The sequence below is a fragment of the Streptomyces sp. NPDC030814 genome, from assembly GCF_055572155.1.
Genome location: NZ_JBVIDX010000020.1, coordinates 74,284 through 89,653, shown reverse-complemented (window position 1 = coordinate 89,653; position 15,370 = coordinate 74,284). Strand labels below are relative to the sequence as shown.

At 69.0% G+C, this 15,370-nt stretch carries 18 protein-coding genes; 8 read left to right on the top strand and 10 right to left on the bottom strand.

Translation table 11 applies throughout. From position 1 onward, the window contains the following. Positions 1 to 186: 186 nt before the first annotated feature. From ACZ43N_RS31985 to ACZ43N_RS31970, 4 genes are all read left to right on the top strand, one after another. Positions 187 to 960, top strand: a complete 774-nt coding sequence (locus ACZ43N_RS31985; RefSeq protein ID WP_468102537.1) for an isoprenyl transferase — start codon at positions 187 to 189, stop codon at positions 958 to 960. A gap of 337 nt (positions 961 to 1,297) precedes the next feature. Further along, positions 1,298 to 2,623 carry a PhoH family protein gene (locus ACZ43N_RS31980; protein WP_468102536.1) on the top strand — a complete coding sequence of 442 codons (1,326 nt, stop codon included), beginning with the start codon at positions 1,298 to 1,300 and terminating at the stop codon, positions 2,621 to 2,623. A 434-nt stretch (positions 2,624 to 3,057) separates the two neighbouring features. Further along, complete coding sequence (locus ACZ43N_RS31975; RefSeq protein ID WP_468102535.1) at positions 3,058 to 3,768, top strand: cell envelope integrity TolA family protein; 711 nt, start codon at positions 3,058 to 3,060, stop codon at positions 3,766 to 3,768. Positions 3,769 to 3,954: 186 nt separating this feature from the next. Then, complete coding sequence (locus ACZ43N_RS31970; RefSeq protein WP_468102534.1) at positions 3,955 to 5,430, top strand: AI-2E family transporter; 1,476 nt, start codon at positions 3,955 to 3,957, stop codon at positions 5,428 to 5,430. Between the two features lie 82 nt (positions 5,431 to 5,512). On the opposite strand, the gene ACZ43N_RS31965 is transcribed toward ACZ43N_RS31970, so the two are convergent. After that, on the bottom strand, positions 5,513 to 6,079 hold the full coding sequence (locus ACZ43N_RS31965) for a dihydrofolate reductase family protein (protein WP_468102533.1): 567 nt from the start codon (positions 6,077 to 6,079) through the stop codon (positions 5,513 to 5,515). 420 nt (positions 6,080 to 6,499) lie between these two features. Here ACZ43N_RS31965 and ACZ43N_RS31960 point away from each other — a divergent pair, with 420 nt between their 5' ends. Then, entirely contained in the window at positions 6,500 to 6,928 is a 429-nt protein-coding gene (locus ACZ43N_RS31960) for a hypothetical protein (protein ID WP_468102532.1), read from the top strand. Between the two features lie 54 nt (positions 6,929 to 6,982). Here ACZ43N_RS31960 and ACZ43N_RS31955 read toward each other — a convergent pair whose 3' ends face one another. After that, positions 6,983 to 7,177 carry a hypothetical protein gene (locus ACZ43N_RS31955; RefSeq protein WP_468102531.1) on the bottom strand — a complete coding sequence of 65 codons (195 nt, stop codon included), beginning with the start codon at positions 7,175 to 7,177 and terminating at the stop codon, positions 6,983 to 6,985. Between the two features lie 475 nt (positions 7,178 to 7,652). On the opposite strand from ACZ43N_RS31955, the gene ACZ43N_RS31950 reads away from it, so the two are divergent. From ACZ43N_RS31950 to ACZ43N_RS31940, 3 genes are all read left to right on the top strand, one after another. Further along, positions 7,653 to 7,940 carry a winged helix-turn-helix domain-containing protein gene (locus tag ACZ43N_RS31950; RefSeq protein WP_468102530.1) on the top strand — a complete coding sequence of 96 codons (288 nt, stop codon included), beginning with the start codon at positions 7,653 to 7,655 and terminating at the stop codon, positions 7,938 to 7,940. A gap of 63 nt (positions 7,941 to 8,003) precedes the next feature. Further along, on the top strand, positions 8,004 to 8,339 hold the full coding sequence (locus tag ACZ43N_RS31945; RefSeq protein ID WP_468102529.1) for a hypothetical protein: 336 nt from the start codon (positions 8,004 to 8,006) through the stop codon (positions 8,337 to 8,339). Next, a complete protein-coding gene (locus ACZ43N_RS31940) occupies positions 8,315 to 8,731 on the top strand; it encodes a PIN domain-containing protein (RefSeq protein ID WP_468102528.1) in 417 nt (138 codons plus the stop codon). Before ACZ43N_RS31945 ends, ACZ43N_RS31940 begins: the two co-directional genes overlap by 25 nt. Positions 8,732 to 8,766: 35 nt before the next feature. On the opposite strand, the gene ACZ43N_RS31935 is transcribed toward ACZ43N_RS31940, so the two are convergent. The 8 genes from ACZ43N_RS31935 to ACZ43N_RS31900 all read right to left on the bottom strand — a co-directional run bounded on the left by ACZ43N_RS31935 (position 8,767) and on the right by ACZ43N_RS31900 (position 15,093). Beyond that, a complete protein-coding gene (locus ACZ43N_RS31935; RefSeq protein ID WP_468102527.1) occupies positions 8,767 to 9,402 on the bottom strand; it encodes an OmpA family protein in 636 nt (211 codons plus the stop codon). A 2-nt stretch (positions 9,403 to 9,404) separates the two neighbouring features. After that, complete coding sequence (locus tag ACZ43N_RS31930) at positions 9,405 to 10,004, bottom strand: hypothetical protein (RefSeq protein ID WP_468102577.1); 600 nt, start codon at positions 10,002 to 10,004, stop codon at positions 9,405 to 9,407. 15 nt (positions 10,005 to 10,019) lie between these two features. Continuing rightward, positions 10,020 to 10,577: a pilus assembly protein TadG-related protein gene (locus ACZ43N_RS31925; protein ID WP_468102526.1), complete on the bottom strand. Its 558-nt coding sequence runs from the start codon at positions 10,575 to 10,577 to the stop codon at positions 10,020 to 10,022. 53 nt (positions 10,578 to 10,630) lie between these two features. Then, positions 10,631 to 10,840, bottom strand: a complete 210-nt coding sequence (locus ACZ43N_RS31920; protein WP_468102525.1) for a hypothetical protein — start codon at positions 10,838 to 10,840, stop codon at positions 10,631 to 10,633. Between the two features lie 105 nt (positions 10,841 to 10,945). Beyond that, positions 10,946 to 11,740: a response regulator gene (locus tag ACZ43N_RS31915; RefSeq protein ID WP_468102524.1), complete on the bottom strand. Its 795-nt coding sequence runs from the start codon at positions 11,738 to 11,740 to the stop codon at positions 10,946 to 10,948. Further along, on the bottom strand, positions 11,733 to 13,169 hold the full coding sequence (locus ACZ43N_RS31910) for a sensor histidine kinase (protein ID WP_468102523.1): 1,437 nt from the start codon (positions 13,167 to 13,169) through the stop codon (positions 11,733 to 11,735). Before ACZ43N_RS31910 ends, ACZ43N_RS31915 begins: the two co-directional genes overlap by 8 nt. Before the next feature lie 53 nt (positions 13,170 to 13,222). Beyond that, the gene (locus tag ACZ43N_RS31905; protein WP_468102522.1) at positions 13,223 to 14,125 is read right to left on the bottom strand and encodes a DUF5936 domain-containing protein; all 903 of its coding nucleotides are present in this window, start codon (positions 14,123 to 14,125) and stop codon (positions 13,223 to 13,225) included. Positions 14,126 to 14,145: 20 nt separating this feature from the next. Next, complete coding sequence (locus ACZ43N_RS31900; RefSeq protein ID WP_468102521.1) at positions 14,146 to 15,093, bottom strand: type II secretion system F family protein; 948 nt, start codon at positions 15,091 to 15,093, stop codon at positions 14,146 to 14,148. Between the last annotated feature and the right edge of the window lie 277 nt (positions 15,094 to 15,370).

The following is a 15,370-nucleotide window of genomic DNA, read 5'->3' as shown; positions in this document are numbered from 1 at the left end:
GGCCGGTCCGTCTCCCCCCCACGGACCGGCCCGTTTTTTGTGCCCGTCCGCGGAGATCTCTCCGCGGGCCTGGTGACAGGCCCCGAGGGCCCTGTCACCCCCGAACACCCCTTGGCGGATCTGGCCTCCACCACCGGTAGGCTCTGCCAACCAAGGGGACTGCCGCGACACCGGAGGGGCTTTCACGTGAACCTGCGCGACAAACTGCGCGGCCTGCTGGTCAAGGTCTACGCACGCAGGGTCGAAGGGCACCTCGACCACGCCCAGGTGCCCAAGCACATCGGCGTCATCATGGACGGCAACCGGCGCTGGGCGAAGGCCGCCGGTTCCACCACCGCACAGGGACACCGGGCCGGTGCCGACAAGATCGAGGAGTTCCTCGGCTGGTGCACCGAGACGGACGTGAAGGTCGTCACCCTCTGGCTGTTCTCCACCGACAACTTCGGCCGCCCCCAGGAGGAGCTGGTCCCGCTCTTCGGCATCATCGAGGACGTCGTACGCTCCCTCGCCGCCGACGGCCGCTGGCGGGTGCACCACGTGGGCACGCTCGACCAGCTCCCCGGGCAGCTCCAGACCGCCCTGAAGGAGTCCGAGGAGTCCACCGCGCACATCGACGGGATACTGGTCAACGTCGCCATCGGGTACGGCGGCCGCCAGGAGATCGCCGACGCCGTACGGTCCATGCTCCTCGACGCCCGGGACAAGGGCACCTCGATGGAGGAACTCGCCGAGAGCGTCGACGTCGACATGATCGGCCGTCATCTGTACACCGGGGACCAGCCCGACCCGGATCTGGTGATCCGTACGAGCGGCGAGCAGCGATTGTCCGGATTCATGCTCTGGCAGACCGCGCACTCCGAGTACTACTTCTGCGACGTCTTCTGGCCGGCCTTCCGGAAGGTCGACTTCCTGCGCGCGCTGCGGGACTACGCGGTGCGACACCGGCGCTACGGAGGCTGACCCTCCGTATTTTCCCCGCGTTACCGATGAGGTGCATTTCACCCCGTTCGAGGCGGAAGTAACCAGGAGTTCACCGGGGCGCCCTCGTACGGCGTGGCATGGCGGCGCATGTTCGAGGGCATAAGCCAGTCAGGTCGACACCCGAACCACGGGTGTCGGATCTCAGCGGACGGCTCGGGGCCGTCCGCCCGGGAGGCCCTTTGCACCAGCCCGATCGTGCGGTCACAGCACGGACGAAGCAGCGGAGGGCCGGTCACCGGCCCGTGCAACGGCGCCGACGACCGGCCCAGTTCGAACCCGTCGCTCCCCGACCTCATCCGAGGGGGTACGTCCTTCCGTGGTGACCAGCACAAAGCGCCACAAGCCAGACCGGCGCACCTACGTCCTCGACACCAGCGTCCTGCTGGCCGACCCGAACGCTTTGAGCCGCTTCGACGAGCACGAGGTCGTGCTTCCGATCGTCGTGGTGACGGAGCTGGAGGCGAAGAGGCACCATCCCGAACTCGGCTACTTCGCCCGGCAGGCCCTGCGTCTGCTCGACGAGTTCCGGGTACGGCACGGCCGCCTCGACGCCCCCATCCCGATCGGGGACCTCGGCGGGACCGTACGCGTCGAGCTCAACCACTCGGACCCCAGCGTTCTGCCGACCGGCTACCGCCTGGGGGACAACGACTCCCGCATCCTGGCGGTCGCCCGCAATCTGCAGGCCGAGGGCTACGACGTGACCGTCGTGTCGAAGGACCTGCCCCTCAGGATCAAGGCGTCCTCCGTGGGTCTCCTCGCCGAGGAGTACCGCGCGGAGCTCGCCATCACGGACGCCTCCGGCTGGACCGGGATGTCCGAGGTGACCCTGCCGGGCGAACAGGTGGACATCCTCTTCGAGGAGGGGACGATCCATGTCCCCGAGGTCAGCGGCCTCCCGGTCCACACGGGTCTGACGATCCAGTCGGAGCGCGGCAAGGCGCTGGGCCGGGTGACACCGGACGGCAACATCCGGCTCGTCCGCGGCGACCGTGAGGCCTTCGGCATCCACGGCCGCAGCGCCGAGCAGCGCATCGCGCTGGATCTGCTGCTCGACCCGGACGTCGGGATCGTGTCGATGGGCGGCCGGGCCGGCACCGGCAAGTCCGCGCTCGCGCTCTGCGCGGGTCTGGAGGCCGTGCTCGAACGGCGCCAGCACCAGAAGGTGATGGTCTTCCGTCCGCTCTACGCGGTCGGCGGGCAGGAGCTCGGCTATCTGCCCGGCAGCGAGGCCGAGAAGATGAGTCCCTGGGCGCAGGCGGTCTTCGACACACTCTCCGCGGTCACCTCCCGTGACGTCATCGAGGAGGTCACCGCGCGCGGCATGCTGGAGGTGCTCCCCCTCACGCACATCCGCGGCCGTTCACTCCACGACGCGTTCGTCATCGTGGACGAGGCCCAGTCGCTGGAGCGGAACGTCCTGCTGACCGTTCTGTCCCGGATCGGTGCGAATTCACGGGTGGTCCTGACGCATGACGTGGCCCAGCGCGACAATCTGCGCGTCGGCCGCTACGACGGTGTCGTCGCCGTGGTGGAGAAGCTGAAGGGCCATCCGCTCTTCGCGCACGTCACGCTGACGCGGTCCGAACGCTCCCAGATCGCCGCCCTGGTGACCGAGATGCTGGAGGACGGGCAGATTTAGCCGATTTAACGGTTCTGCCGGTTCCGGGCGATACGACCACTTCTGGTCAATCCCGGTCACCGATGGACCTCTTGGCGCCGTCCGGCAAAGGCGATGAGCCTAGCCGGGCGGCGCCTCGGCATGTGGGCGATTCCTGGAAACTCCTGGGCCAAACGAGGTGTGAGCTTTCACACGCAACCACGAATTGCCTTGCGGTGCCGGGTTACGGCAGAGTCTCACTTCTGTCAGGCCCCGCATACGACACAGCCGTACCCCCAGCGGTACGGAACCACAGCAGCACCAGGTCAACTCCATAGCGTCGTCGTATGCCGCCCGAGCACCACGCGGCGCTCCCGCAAGGGAGTTGCCCACCGGGCCCGCGCCTCCGTGACCCCGCAGTTGGGAGGCCAGCGCCAGGGGCACGATTGCGTCCGCCAGGGTCACCGAGGCGGGCGATGCTGGAAGGAAACCGTGTGAGCCGGATTTCGGTCCGGGGATTCGCAGTGGCCTCGGCCACCGCGGTCACCGCAGTCGGAAGTGTCGTCGGCGTTGCCTCGGGCAGCACCGCTCAGACCACGGACGACGCCGAGGCGGTCGCGAACGACACCACGTTGCTCGCCGACATACCTCTGGGTCAGCAGGCCCAGGTCCAGACCGCATCCCTGACTGCACAGGCCGACGCCCAGGCCATCGCCGCCGACGCGACCGCACGCAAGGACGCCGAGGAGACCGCCCGCAAGAAGGCGGCCGAGGACGCGATCGCGAAGCAGAAGCAGGCGGAGAAGGCCGAGCAGGAGCGCAAGGCGAAGGAAGAGGCCGAGACCAAGGCCCAGGCCGCCAGTTCCCTCGGCGACGCCCCGACGCAGAGCTCCTACACCATCGCGGAGATCCAGGCGATGGCGAAGGCGGTCGTGGCGAGTGACCAGTGGACCTGCTTCAGCAACATCGTGAACCACGAGTCCAGCTGGAACTACAAGGCCGTCAACGCGTCCTCGGGTGCGTACGGTCTCTTCCAGGCGCTCCCCGGTTCCAAGATGTCGTCCGCCGGTTCCGACTGGCAGACCAACCCGGCCACCCAGATCAAGTGGGGCCTCAACTACATGGAATCGCGCTACGGCAGCCCCTGCGGGGCGTGGTCCTTCTGGCAGGCCAATCACTGGTACTAGGCCCGCCGAACCGTCGATGACCAGCCGCGATCTTCGTCGGCGAGGTGTCGTCGGCCGCTCGACCTCCGGAAGCCCCCCACCATCCTTCGGTGGGGGGCTTCCGCCATGTACGGTCGAAACCCCCGGGAGGAATCGCGGCCTCCGGGGCACACGGTGGACAGCATGGGCGACGGGGGAAGAGGACGAATGAAGTCGCGGGTGCCAGGGTGGCTCGGCCGGATCGGCTCCGGCCTGAGCGGTTGGGGCGAGCGGTTGGAGCGCCGCCGCGCGGAGATCGAGTCCGAGTCCTCGGAGCCCTCCGGACGTTCGGGGTCCTTCGGGTCTTCGAAGTCCTTCGGGTCGTCAGCGGGTTCCGGGGCTTCGGCGGGTTCCAGATCCTCAGCCGGGTCGGGATCCGAGGAGGGTTCCTCGCGCCCGTCCGGAGGCGATGCCCCCAAGAGACTCGCGGTGGAATCGCAGGGCTCCTCCGGCGGCGGTCCGGCCGACGCGCCCACAACGGTCCTCCGCCCGCGCCCCGACCCGGCGTCCGCGGTGCCCTGGGGCATGCGGGTCGCGGCCGAGGCCGGCTGGCGGTTGCTCGTCCTCGCGGGCACCGTCTGGGTGCTGATGCGGATCATCAGCTCCGTCCAACTCCTGGTGCTGTCCTTCACCAGCGCGCTGCTCATCACGGCGCTGCTCCAGCCCACGGTGGCCCGGCTGACCCGGCACCGCGTACCGCGCGGCCTCGCCACTGCCCTGACCGCCGCCCTCGGCTTCGTCATCATGGGGCTCATCGGCTGGTTCGTCACCTGGCAGGTCATGGAGAACATCGACGACCTCTCCGACCAGGTGCAGGACGGTATCGACGAGTTGCGCCGCTGGCTGCTGGCCAGCCCGTTCCATGTCACCGAGAACCAGATCAACGACATCGCCAAGAACCTCCGCGAGGCGATCAGCGACAACACGGACACGATCACCACAGCCGGCCTGGAGGGCGTGACCGTCATCGTCGAGGCGCTCACCGGCATCCTCCTGACGATCTTCTCCACGCTCTTCCTGCTCTACGACGGCAAGCGGATCTGGCAGTGGACCCTGAAACTGGTCCCGGCGGCGGCCCGCCCCGGAGTCTCCGCGGCCGGGCCGCGCGCCTGGCGGACATTGACGGCGTATGTGCGCGGCACGGTGATAGTGGCCATGATCGACGCCATCTTCATCGGCCTCGGCATCTACTTCCTCGATGTGCCGATGGCCGTCCCGCTCGCCGTGTTCATCTTCCTGTTCGCCTTCATCCCCCTGGTCGGCGCGGTCGTCTCGGGCGCCCTGGCCGTGGTGGTGGCGCTGGTGACGCAGGGCGTGTTCACCGCGGTCATGACTCTCGTGGTGGTGCTCGCGGTCCAGCAGATCGAGGGTCACATCCTCCAGCCGTTCATCCTCGGACGAGCAGTACGCGTCCATCCGCTGGCCGTGGTCCTGTCGGTCGCCGCGGGCGGGATGGTCGCGGGAATCGGCGGCGCGGTGGTGGCGGTGCCGCTGGTCGCCGTCACGAACACGGTGGTGGGGTCACTGCGGGCGTACTCGCAGGGCAGGGCGTACGGGGACGAGGAGCCGCACGGCCGGGGGGCGCCGTCCGATGGTGCGACCCGGTCCGGCGGGGATCGGTCCGACGGGGCCCCGTCCGGCTAGGCCCGCTCCAGCCAGGCCCCGTCCGGCGGGGGTGCCGGTCCCGTCCGGCGGGGGTGCCGGTCCCGTCCGGCGGGGGTGCCGGTCAGTTCCTTCCGTGGCGGAGCAGGACGACGCCGTTGCCGAAGGTGCGGGTCTCGATCAGGTGCAGGTCGGCCTTCGGCCGGTCCTCGGCCTGGGAGAACAGTGGCCTGCCCCGGCCGAGGATGACCGGGTGGACGTAGAGCCAGTACTCGTCGATCAGGTCGTGCCGCATGAACTCGGCGGCGAGGGTGGCGCCGCCGAGGGCGAGGTCGCCGCCCTCCTGCGCCTTCAGCGCCTTGATGTCCTCCACGACGACGTCCCGCACGATCGTGGTGTGCCAGTCCGCGTGGTGCAGCGTCCGCGAGAACACGAGCTTCGGCTTCTCCCGCCAGATGCGGGCGAAGTCCGCGATGGGAGCGGGCGCTTTGGGGTCCCGGTCTGCCGTGGGCCAGTAGCCGGCCATCAGCTCGTAGGAGACCCGGCCGTCCAGGAAGACTCCCATGTCCCTGAGGACGTCGTTGAAGTGGGTGTGCAGCTCCTCGTCGACGAGATGCCAGTCCAGCTCGCGGTTCGGGCCCTCCATGTAGCCGTCGAGGGACAGGGACATCATCAGGACGATCTTTCGCATGTGTGGGCTCCCGCGCTTCTCGGTGTCGACCTGGGACGAGCATGGCGCGGGAAGGGCCCAGTCGCATGGATATGGCACTGCGGGTGGGTCGGATCGCCACCGCCACGGGCGTACCCGGCCGCCCGTCGCAGAGCCGGCGTGGAACGGCCGGTGTGAAGAATGCTGCTCCCTTTTCTTCGGTGAAGTTTCACATCGCTTCTGATCCGCCGCGCCTCAAAGGAGTCGGCCCAGGTGGGGCGCGGTAAACGCCCGGATGTACCTGTCGGCCGTTCCTGACTGAAGAACTGACCTCGTCTTTACTGACACGTGCGACGGTTTCCCATGCGCCAACTTGGCCTGATTGCAAGTCAGTTCGGGCTGCTAGCTTTCAAGCGCAACGAAGTGCTTGCGAGTTCAAGTGCTTGTCCCCAAGGAGTACGCATGTCCCCCACATTCCGCATGGCCGCAGCAGTCTGCGCCACCGCACTGTCCATCGGCTTTGCCGGTTCCGCCCATGCGGCCGCCGACGGCCGCCAGTACGTCGGTTTCGTCGCGCCGACCACCGCACAGTCCGTCGTCTTCCAGGCCAAGGGCTCACAGAACACCGAGTGGGCCACCTACTGCTTCCGCTGGCCCGGTGGCATCAACAGCGGCAAGCCCGCCAGCGCCCTGAACGGGCTGGAGGCATGGAACGGCTACAGCCAGGCATGGGTGAACGCCGACATCTGGAGCAAGCCCTTCCGTACCTGGTCCGTCAGGGCCGAACTCCGCAGCGGCGGGCACTGCAACGGCGCCAAGGTCGGCGAGAGGCAGCAGCTGCGCCAGCTGCCGAACGACGGCAGCGAGGTCTACTGGTTCGACTTCCGCTAGGCAGCGAACGCCGGCGTCGCCGCCGGGGGCTCCCGGCGGCGACAGGAAGGAACGTCAGCGCCGTGCGCTCAGCTCATCCGTCGGGGGCGGGTAGTGCGGGGCGCACTCCTCACATGCGTAGACGTTGAAGCCGGGGCCCGTGGCCCCGTGGTGCTCGTGGACCAGGACCGGGTTCTGCGTGAAGCGTTGGCAGCGGGCGCACATGCGGATCGGGAGGCGGCGCGGTGGGTGGTGTCCGGTGTCGGTCATCGGGTGGCCCCCACGAGGGCGCGGGGGACACGGGTTTCACGGGACACGGGCGGCTCCGTATCGAGACCGAGACTCGCCAGGTAGAGGGCGCGGCGCCGTTCGCGCAGTCCACGGGTCGCACGGCGGCGAACGCGTTCGTCCAGGGTGTAGGTGGGCGTTGGCAGTTGGGGGTTGGGGTGAGGGTGGGGGCAAGTGACGGGCTGGGCTGCGGGGGCGGGTGGTGGGACGGGGGATCCCGCCCGGTGGCGACCACGTGAGTCCGGCAGCCAGATGTGCAGCATCCAGGCCAGGGCTCGGACGGTAAGGTCCAGCATTGTCGGCGCTCCTTGTCAGCGTTGACCATGCCCCGGGACGGCCCCACCGTCGCCGGGGTTCATTTTGACGTGACAAAGCTACAGGGTGGTATGGCTAGGTGTATAGCGGTTAGGCGCGCTCCATAGATTCGCACAGCTGAACGCTGGCGTACGTTGTTTGAATGACGCCTGCTCCAGACGACTCGCCGATCGACCCGAGCAAGATCGCCTATGTGTACATGCAGATGGCCGACCACATCGCCGAACGCATCAGCACGGGCGACCTGCGGCCCGGCGCCCGCCTGCCCGGCGAACGTGACCTCGCGGCGGAGTACGGGGTCGCACACCTGACGGCCCGCCGCGCGACCCGCGAACTGCGTGAACGCGGTCTCGTCGTCACCCTGCCCGCCAAGGGCACGTTCGTCGCGTATCCGCCGGAGCCGAAGCCGGACTCCGCTCCGGAGCAGTAAGACCTCATCGCGATTCCGAACGGTTTGCTACTTCGTTTGACACCATGTTGGTAGCCTGACGTCATGGAGACTCCGGAGCAGTACCGCGAGGATGAGGGGCCCGCGCAGAAGGTCAGCGTGTCCATGCCCGCAGGGCGCATCGCGGCGGTCAAGGCCCGCGTGGGCGCGCGCGGCTTCTCCGCCTATGTGAGCGCGGCCGTGGAGCGGCAGATACAGCGCGATCTGCTGGAGGAACTCCTTCAGGCCAAGGAGGACGAGATCGGCCGCCCCTCCCCCGAGGTCCTGGACTGGGCTGCGGAGATCTTTCAGGAGGCGGAGGCCCTGGCAGCCGACGAGCGTCGGGCCGAGGCGGTCGAGGGGGACGAGGGCGCGGCATGGCCCGATCGCAAGGCCGGTTGAGTCACGGTGTCCTGCTCCTCGACAGCGAGGGGCTGAGCAAGTTCATGGCCAACGATCCACAGGTCACCGGGCTGATCCGTACGGCCCAGGCCAAGGACACCCTGGTGGCCCTGAGCAACCTCACGTTGATCGAGGCATGGCACGCCAAAGTGCGCATGGACCGCCTCCGCTGGCACACGTCCCGCCTGGAGGTGTTGCCTGTCAGTGATGCGATCACCTGGCGTGCCATCGACCTGCTCCGGAACGCGAACTTCCACGGGCACAAGTACGCGATCGACTCCGTCGTCGCCGCCACGGCTCTTGGCTACGCCGGGCCCCGCATCATCGTCACGTCGGACGCGGACGACATGAACAAGCTGTGCGGCGACAGGGTCCGCGTCGTGGGTGTCTGAGCGACCGCGCCGTCTTGGCCGCGGCCGGTCGCTGGTCAGCCCTGTTCGTCGCCGGCCCCCGACGCGGTCCTCGGGAAGGAGACCTCCACTCGGCGGTTCTTCTTGCGGCCCTCCTCCGACGAGTTGTCGGCGATGGGGTAGTCCTCGCTGTAGCCGCGGACCTCGAAGGTGACATCGCCGTCGAGGTCGCCGGCGAGGATGTCATGGACGGCTTCGGCGCGCTTCTTGGAGAGGGTCAGGCCGTGGGCGTACGAGCCGAGGTCGTCGGTGAAGCCGAAGACGCGGACCTTGGTGGCGTTCTGCGTCTTGATCTCCGCCGCGATCGCCTCGATGCGGGAGCGTGCCTGGGGGTTCAGCTTCGCGCTGTCCTTCGGGAAGAGGACTTCGGCCTGGAGCGCGAACGTCACGTTCTCGTTCGTGTCCTCGCGGCGCTCCTCACCGCCGAGGTCCTCCACGACGGACTTGATGTCCAGCACCTTGGCGGGCGCGAGCGTCGCCCCCGCCGCCAGCTTCAGCCCCGGGCTGTTCGCGTCCACCTCCGGAGGCGGGGACGTGGTGACCGAGCCTGGGGGTTCGCTGGGGTCGTCGTCGGCGTGGGCCGCCGGGGTGGCGAGGGTGAGTACGGCCACGGCCGCGAGGGCGGCGACCGCCCGTGGGGTGAGAGCGGCCATGGTCACTCGCCCTCGGAGAGCTCGATGGTGGCGGGGGGCATGGAGCCGACTTGGAAGTCTACGGAGGTTGTGCCTTCGGGGGGTGCCGGGAATTGGGCGAACCATTGCGCGGTCTCGCCTTCCTTCACACCGCCCGTGAATTGGGTGCAGAGGCAGCGGCCCGACGTATCACGCAGGACGAGGTACTTCTTCTTGCCGGCCTGGTCGGTGAGATTGGCACCGGCGATGGAGGCTCCGTTCTTGGCCAGCTCCCGCTCGTCACCACGCCAGCTCGCCGCGACCCACGCCTCACCGGTGTTGTTCGTGACCGTGCCTTGCACTGTGACGAAGCCGCCGCTGTCGCGCTGAGCGGACGTGACAGCCAGCGTTATCCCATTCTCGCCCTTCACTTCGGCCAACACCGAAGAGGAGGAGGGTGCTGCGGACACCTTGTCGTCACTGCTGTCGTCGCCCTTGGCGGGCGGGGACGAAGACGACTTCGAGTCGGACGACTTGTCGTCCCCTCCTCCCCCTCCGCAGCCGGCCACCATAAGGACCAGCCCGGTGGCGATCGTCACCGTGGTCAGAGCAGCGCGGCCCCTAGTGGTGTACCGGAACTTCATGGACACGACTTCCTCTCACTCAGCCAGACGCACAGAGAACATCACGGACGCGTCGGGAAGGTCGCCCGGATTGAATTTTTCGGGGTCGATGTCGACGGGCTGACCGTCACAGACCAACGTCACGAGCTTCGTGGGATCAGCGTCCAGGTCGAAGTCGCAGCGCGGCTGGATCACGGCGGTGGCCTGCGCTTTGGCCGTCAGGTTCTCCGTACCAGGAATGATCGAGTCGCCGACCGTATCAGTCGTCTCCACTTCGACCCGGAAACCTGGGAACCCACCGACCTCGGTCGACTGCAAGCCGAGAACCGTCGAATCGTTGGCCGCGGCCAGCTCTTGCGCCGCGGCCAGAGCGCCTCCGGCGGGCAGACCGTCACCGGGAAGGTCCAGCCAGTCCAGCCAGTCGTCGTCCCCCGAGCCGATGGCCTCCGCGAGGTCGAGCAACAGGTCCTCACGTGCCTGCTGAGCTGCCGCCAACGCCGCCGCGTCCGCCGCGGACTGGGCCCCACTGCGGGCGGACGCGGCCTGGGCGAAGACGAAGAACACCAACGCCACAAAGAGCACGATCGTCGTCACCCAAATATGGAGGGGAAGGGTGGAACCTCGATCACCCCTGCACCCGTTGCGCGTCAGCCGCCAATGACGTCGTTCACCGCGTTCAGAATCGCCTGAGAGATCAAACCGTCGAGTCCGAGGCTGTCGATCATCACGAAGATGCCCGCGACGATGATCATGATGCCGGCGTACTCCACGAAGCCCGCGCCCGCGTCGCGGTTCTTGCCTCGCATGCGGGACGTGACCGTGGATTTCCAGGTGGTGAAGCTGTGCTTGAAGCTCATGGCGGTTGCCCTCCCGCGCGACGGGGACGTCTATCGGATCACCGTACGTGAAAGGGCCCGTACGGGGGGTGGGTCCAGGGGCCCAACTTGGGCGGGTGGGCGGGGTCATCGCGTCCACCCCCCGTGGGCCGTGCCGAGCCAGTGGGCGATCGCTTCGCTGCGCGTCGTGGTGTGCAGTTTCGCGAAGATGCGGTTGATGTGGTTCTTGACGGTCTTCTCGCTGATGAAGCAGGTGGCGGCGATCTGACGGTTGTTCATGCCGGACGCGATGAGGTCCATCACCTCCACCTCCCTTGAACTCAAGCCGAATGGCGGTCGGTCGGACGGGTCGGGGACGCGGCGGTGGAGTGTCGCCGCGTACATGGGTCGAGCCTTTGACGACTGTGACACAGATGGTTGCACCTGCGAAGTAGGGTCATGACTTTCGTGTGAAGGTTTGTAGGAAACGCCGAGGGAAGTTGAGACATCCGCGAGCGTCACCGAGACGGAGGCGGAGATCGTCCTTCGGCCCTCGCGTAACTCACGTACCGCCTGGATCAGTTCCGCCGCTGTGAAGTCGCCGTGCACCAGGTAGCCAGACGCTCCCCGGCGCAGGGCCTCCGCAACGACCTCCGGTTCCGTGCTGTACGTCAGCATCATCACGGGGGACAGCGCGGCCAGTTCGGGGAGCGCGGTGAGGCCGTCCGAGCCGGGCATGCGGACGTCGAGGAGGATGACGTCGGGGCCGTGCAGCCGTGCGTCCTGTACCGCCTCCGCGCCGTTCGTCGACTGGGCCACCACCTCGATGTCCGGGTGGGCGCCCAGGAGCGCGGCGAGGCCGGCGCGGACGACCGGGTTGTCGTCGGCGACCAGTACGCGGAGGCGAGGCTCGGTGGGGAGTGCCTGGTCCCGGTCATGCATGGGCGGACTCCTGATGAGGGGTTCGGCGGCTGTCGGTGGGGGGTTCGCGGAGCAGGAGGGTCAGGGTCACTTCCGTGCCCGGTGTGCCGGGGGCGATGTGGAGGTGCGCTCCGAGTTGTTCGGCTCGTTCCCTCATGCCCACGAGACCGAAGTGGCCGGAATCGGGTGCCTCGGCCAGGGCCGGTGCGGGTGGAAGACCCGTGCCGTCGTCCTTGATCGTGAGGCGGAGGGCGGTCGGCGTGACCGTCAGGGCGATGTCCGCTCTCGTCGCGTTCGCGTGGCGGTGGGTGTTCTCCAGCGCCTCCGTGACGATCGCCAGGAGGTGGTGGATCGTCGCGGGTGGGAGCGGCGGGGGTTCCGGGCCCGTGTGGGTCAGGTGGGTGGGGAGGGTGGTGCGGGACGCGAAGGTCGCCGCCTTCAAGGTGAGTTCGGTTCTCAGGTCCGCCGGTGGGGTCGTCCTCGTGAGGTCCGTGTGGCGCCGTAGGTCCGTGAGGAGGTCGCGGGACTCGGCGGCGGCCCGGCGGGCCGCCCCGGCCACGAGCATCGCCTGTTGCCTCAGCACCGCCGGGTCGGGGCCCGGGCCGTCCGCGGAGGTCGCCAGCGCGTCCGCGGCGAGAGCCAGGCCGTGCAGGGTCTTGGCCACGGAGTCGTGCAGTTCGCGGGCCAGGCGGGCGCGTTCCGACTCGACGGCCTCCGCCACGGCCAGGCGGGACGTGGCCTCGGCCAGGGCCTGGGTGGCCGTACCGAAGCGGAACATCAGATTGCGGAGGGTCACGCCGATGATGCCGGCCGCTACGCAGAAGCCGGCGATGAGGAGAGTGCCGGCGCCCGCTCCCGGGCGCTGCTCCCAGGCCCGGTGGACGGTCAGCAGGACGGCGAGCTGGAGGCCGGTGAAGAGGCCGGCGCCGCGCCAGCCGTAGAGGAGGCCGGACAGGAGCGGGGTGCAGACCGTGGCGTAGGCGAGGGGGGAGACCGGGGAGGCGGTGAGCAGGAGGACGGCGCCGAGGAGCAGGTCCAGCGCCATGAGGGAGGGGTGGGCGAGGAGGCGCGGGGCGAAGCGGTCCCAGTCCCTGAGCATGGCGTAGGAGATGGTGATGCCGAGGGCCGCGACGATGAGTACGGCATGGGTGGGGGCGCCGTCGGATGTGTTGGCCATGGCGAAGGGCGTGCCGATGGCGAGCATCGTGAGACGGACGGCGATGGTCTGCCGGGAGAGGGCCTGGAGGGCGTTGAGCTGGAGGCGGAGGGTCGCGGGGGGCGCGGCGTCGTCCTGCAGGTAGCCGGTGGTGGGACCGGACGGGGGGCGCGTGCGCTCGCCCGTGGATCGGCCTGGGGCTGAAGAGGCGGCCGTCGGAAGCGTCGGCGGCGACACCGCGGCCCACCGGGAAAGGGGCGCGTGCATGGCCGCACGCAGCCGGGGCGCGTGCATGGCCGCATTCAGCCGAGCGGTCCCGGGCAGCAGATTCCGTCCGCGCGTCCTCATCAGCGGCCCAGGATCTCGCCGAAGTTCGTACCCGAACCGAGGAACATGCCCGTCGCGATGAGGATCATCGTCGCCGGGAGCATGAAGATCAGGGTCACCATGGTGGCCTTGGGGATCGTCCTCGCGGCCCTGCGTCGCGCGTTCTGGGCGTCCGTGCGGCGCATGTCGGCGGCCAGTTGGATCAGTGTCTCCGCGATCGGGCTGCCCAGTTCCTCACCCTGCTGCAACGCCGAGACGAACTGCGCCACCTGCTCCGAGGAGTTGCGCTTGCGGAGTTCGTCGAAGGCCTGGCGGCGGCTGACGCCCATGTCCATCTGGCGGAGCGTGATGCGGAGTTCATCCGCCCACGGGCCCTCGTACTTCTCCGCCACCCGGTCCAGGGCCTGGCGGAAACCGAGGCCCGCCGAGACGACGACGGCGAGGACGTCCAGGAAGTCGGGGAGCGTGCGGTCGATGACGTCCTTGCGTTCGCGGACGGCCTGCCAGATCGCGGCGTCGGCCGCGAAGAACCCGAAGGCGAAAGTGGCCGCGGCGAAGAGGGGGCGGTCGCTCGTGAGGAAGACCAGGCCCATGAAGGCGCCGAAGAATCCGTAGACGGCTCGGCGGGCGGCGTAGCGGTTGAGAGTGAGGCCGCCGGGGTTGCCGGCCATGTCGATACGGCGGCGCTTGGCCTCGACCCGGCGAGGGCCCATGAGGCGCAGGACGAGCGGCGCGAAGCGCATGCCGAGGCGGTCGACCGCCGAGCCCGTCTTGGAAACGCGGGTTGCGCCCACCTCCAGGGCGAGGGCCAGGTCGCTCGGGAGTTTCGCGTCGGCGCGGATCATCCGGATGCCGAGGAGGACGCCCGCCACGGCGACGGCCATCAGCACGGCGAGGAGGAGCGGGAGCGTCGATGTCGTCATGGCGGGTCGCGGCTCCCTTCTCAGACTTCGATCTTGCCGAGGCGGCGGATGACGAAGAAGCCGACCGTGTAGAGGCCGATCGACACCAGGACCAGGACCTGGCCCAGGGGCGAGCCGGTCACGCGGGCCAGCGCGCCCTCGTTCGAGGAGTTGATCAGGAGGAGGGAGCCCAGGCCCAGGAGAGGGACCGTGAACGCCGTCGCGTTGACCTCGGAGAGCATCGTGCGGACCTCGCGGCGGGTCTCCTTGCGGTCCTCCAGGGTCTGCGTGAGATTGCGGAGGGAACTGACGACCGTGCCGCCCGCCTTGTTGGACAGGACGAGGGTGGTGACGAGCACGATCAGCTCGCGGGAGGGGAGGCGTTCGGCGAGTTCGCCGAGGGCGTCGTCCACGGAACGGCCGAGGGCCAGCTGGTCGGCGACCCGCGCCAGTTCCTCACCTGCTGGGGCCTCGAGTTCCTCCGCCGCCATCGCCAGGGCGGTGCGCAGGGCGAGGCCGGCGGCCGTGGCGTTGGCCAGCAGGCGTGCCACGTCGGGGAGTTGGTTGATGAAGGCCTCGATACGTTTCTGGCGCTGCCAGTTGAGGAAGATGGCGGCGGCCCAGATACCGACGGCTCCGGCGATCGGGCCGAAGAACGGGGCGAGTGTGGCGGCGGCGATCAGCCACAGGGCGACCACGGCCATGGCGACGTACGTCGCGAACTCGCCCGCCGTCAGGTCGAGTCCCGTCGTGGTCAGGCGGAGATGGATCGCCCGGCCCAGGCGGGTGCGGCGCAGGCGGCGGTCTACGGCCGTGAACCGTCGTACGCGGCCGCTCGCCGTGCGCGACGGGCCGCCCTGGCTGCCGGCGAGGCGGTCGACCAGGGCTCGGCGCTGGGCGCGACCGGAGGCGTAGGTGTGCGCGCCCGCGACGGCGAGGGTGCCGCACAGGACGGTGGCGCCGAGGGCCAGCAGGGTGGCGTTGTTCACGGGGCGCTCCTGTCTGTGGTCGCGGGCCGGTTCTGTGTGAGGAGGCGGTTCGGGGTCACGGGCCTGTTCGGTGTCAGAGGCCCGTCCGGCAGAGGTCCGTCCGGCAGAGGTCCGTCCTGTGGCAGAGGCCCGTTCTGTGTCCCAGGTCGGTTCGGGGTCACAGGTCGGTTCAGGGTCACAGGCCGGTTCGGGGTCACAGGACGGTTCGATGTCAAGGGCCTGTTCGATGTGGCAGGCCGCGGCGTCACAGGCCGGTTCGGGGTGGGGTTCGTCGGGC

What these genes read in the sequence shown, in the direction of transcription:
- ACZ43N_RS31935 (WP_468102527.1), bottom strand. Translation starts at nt 9,402, where the DNA reads ATGGCCGCTCTCACCCCACGGGCGGTCGCCGCCCTCGCGGCCGTGGCC.
- ACZ43N_RS31945 (WP_468102529.1), top strand. Translation starts at nt 8,004, where the DNA reads ATGGAGACTCCGGAGCAGTACCGCGAGGATGAGGGGCCCGCGCAGAAG.
- ACZ43N_RS31950 (WP_468102530.1), top strand. Translation starts at nt 7,653, where the DNA reads ATGACGCCTGCTCCAGACGACTCGCCGATCGACCCGAGCAAGATCGCC.
- ACZ43N_RS31975 (WP_468102535.1), top strand. Translation starts at nt 3,058, where the DNA reads ATGCTGGAAGGAAACCGTGTGAGCCGGATTTCGGTCCGGGGATTCGCA.
- ACZ43N_RS31960 (WP_468102532.1), top strand. Translation starts at nt 6,500, where the DNA reads ATGTCCCCCACATTCCGCATGGCCGCAGCAGTCTGCGCCACCGCACTG.
- ACZ43N_RS31905 (WP_468102522.1), bottom strand. Translation starts at nt 14,125, where the DNA reads ATGACGACATCGACGCTCCCGCTCCTCCTCGCCGTGCTGATGGCCGTC.
- ACZ43N_RS31955 (WP_468102531.1), bottom strand. Translation starts at nt 7,177, where the DNA reads ATGACCGACACCGGACACCACCCACCGCGCCGCCTCCCGATCCGCATG.
- ACZ43N_RS31965 (WP_468102533.1), bottom strand. Translation starts at nt 6,079, where the DNA reads ATGCGAAAGATCGTCCTGATGATGTCCCTGTCCCTCGACGGCTACATG.
- ACZ43N_RS31970 (WP_468102534.1), top strand. Translation starts at nt 3,955, where the DNA reads ATGAAGTCGCGGGTGCCAGGGTGGCTCGGCCGGATCGGCTCCGGCCTG.
- ACZ43N_RS31930 (WP_468102577.1), bottom strand. Translation starts at nt 10,004, where the DNA reads ATGAAGTTCCGGTACACCACTAGGGGCCGCGCTGCTCTGACCACGGTG.
- ACZ43N_RS31915 (WP_468102524.1), bottom strand. Translation starts at nt 11,740, where the DNA reads ATGCATGACCGGGACCAGGCACTCCCCACCGAGCCTCGCCTCCGCGTA.
- ACZ43N_RS31910 (WP_468102523.1), bottom strand. Translation starts at nt 13,169, where the DNA reads ATGCACGCGCCCCGGCTGCGTGCGGCCATGCACGCGCCCCTTTCCCGG.
- ACZ43N_RS31920 (WP_468102525.1), bottom strand. Translation starts at nt 10,840, where the DNA reads ATGAGCTTCAAGCACAGCTTCACCACCTGGAAATCCACGGTCACGTCC.
- ACZ43N_RS31940 (WP_468102528.1), top strand. Translation starts at nt 8,315, where the DNA reads ATGGCCCGATCGCAAGGCCGGTTGAGTCACGGTGTCCTGCTCCTCGAC.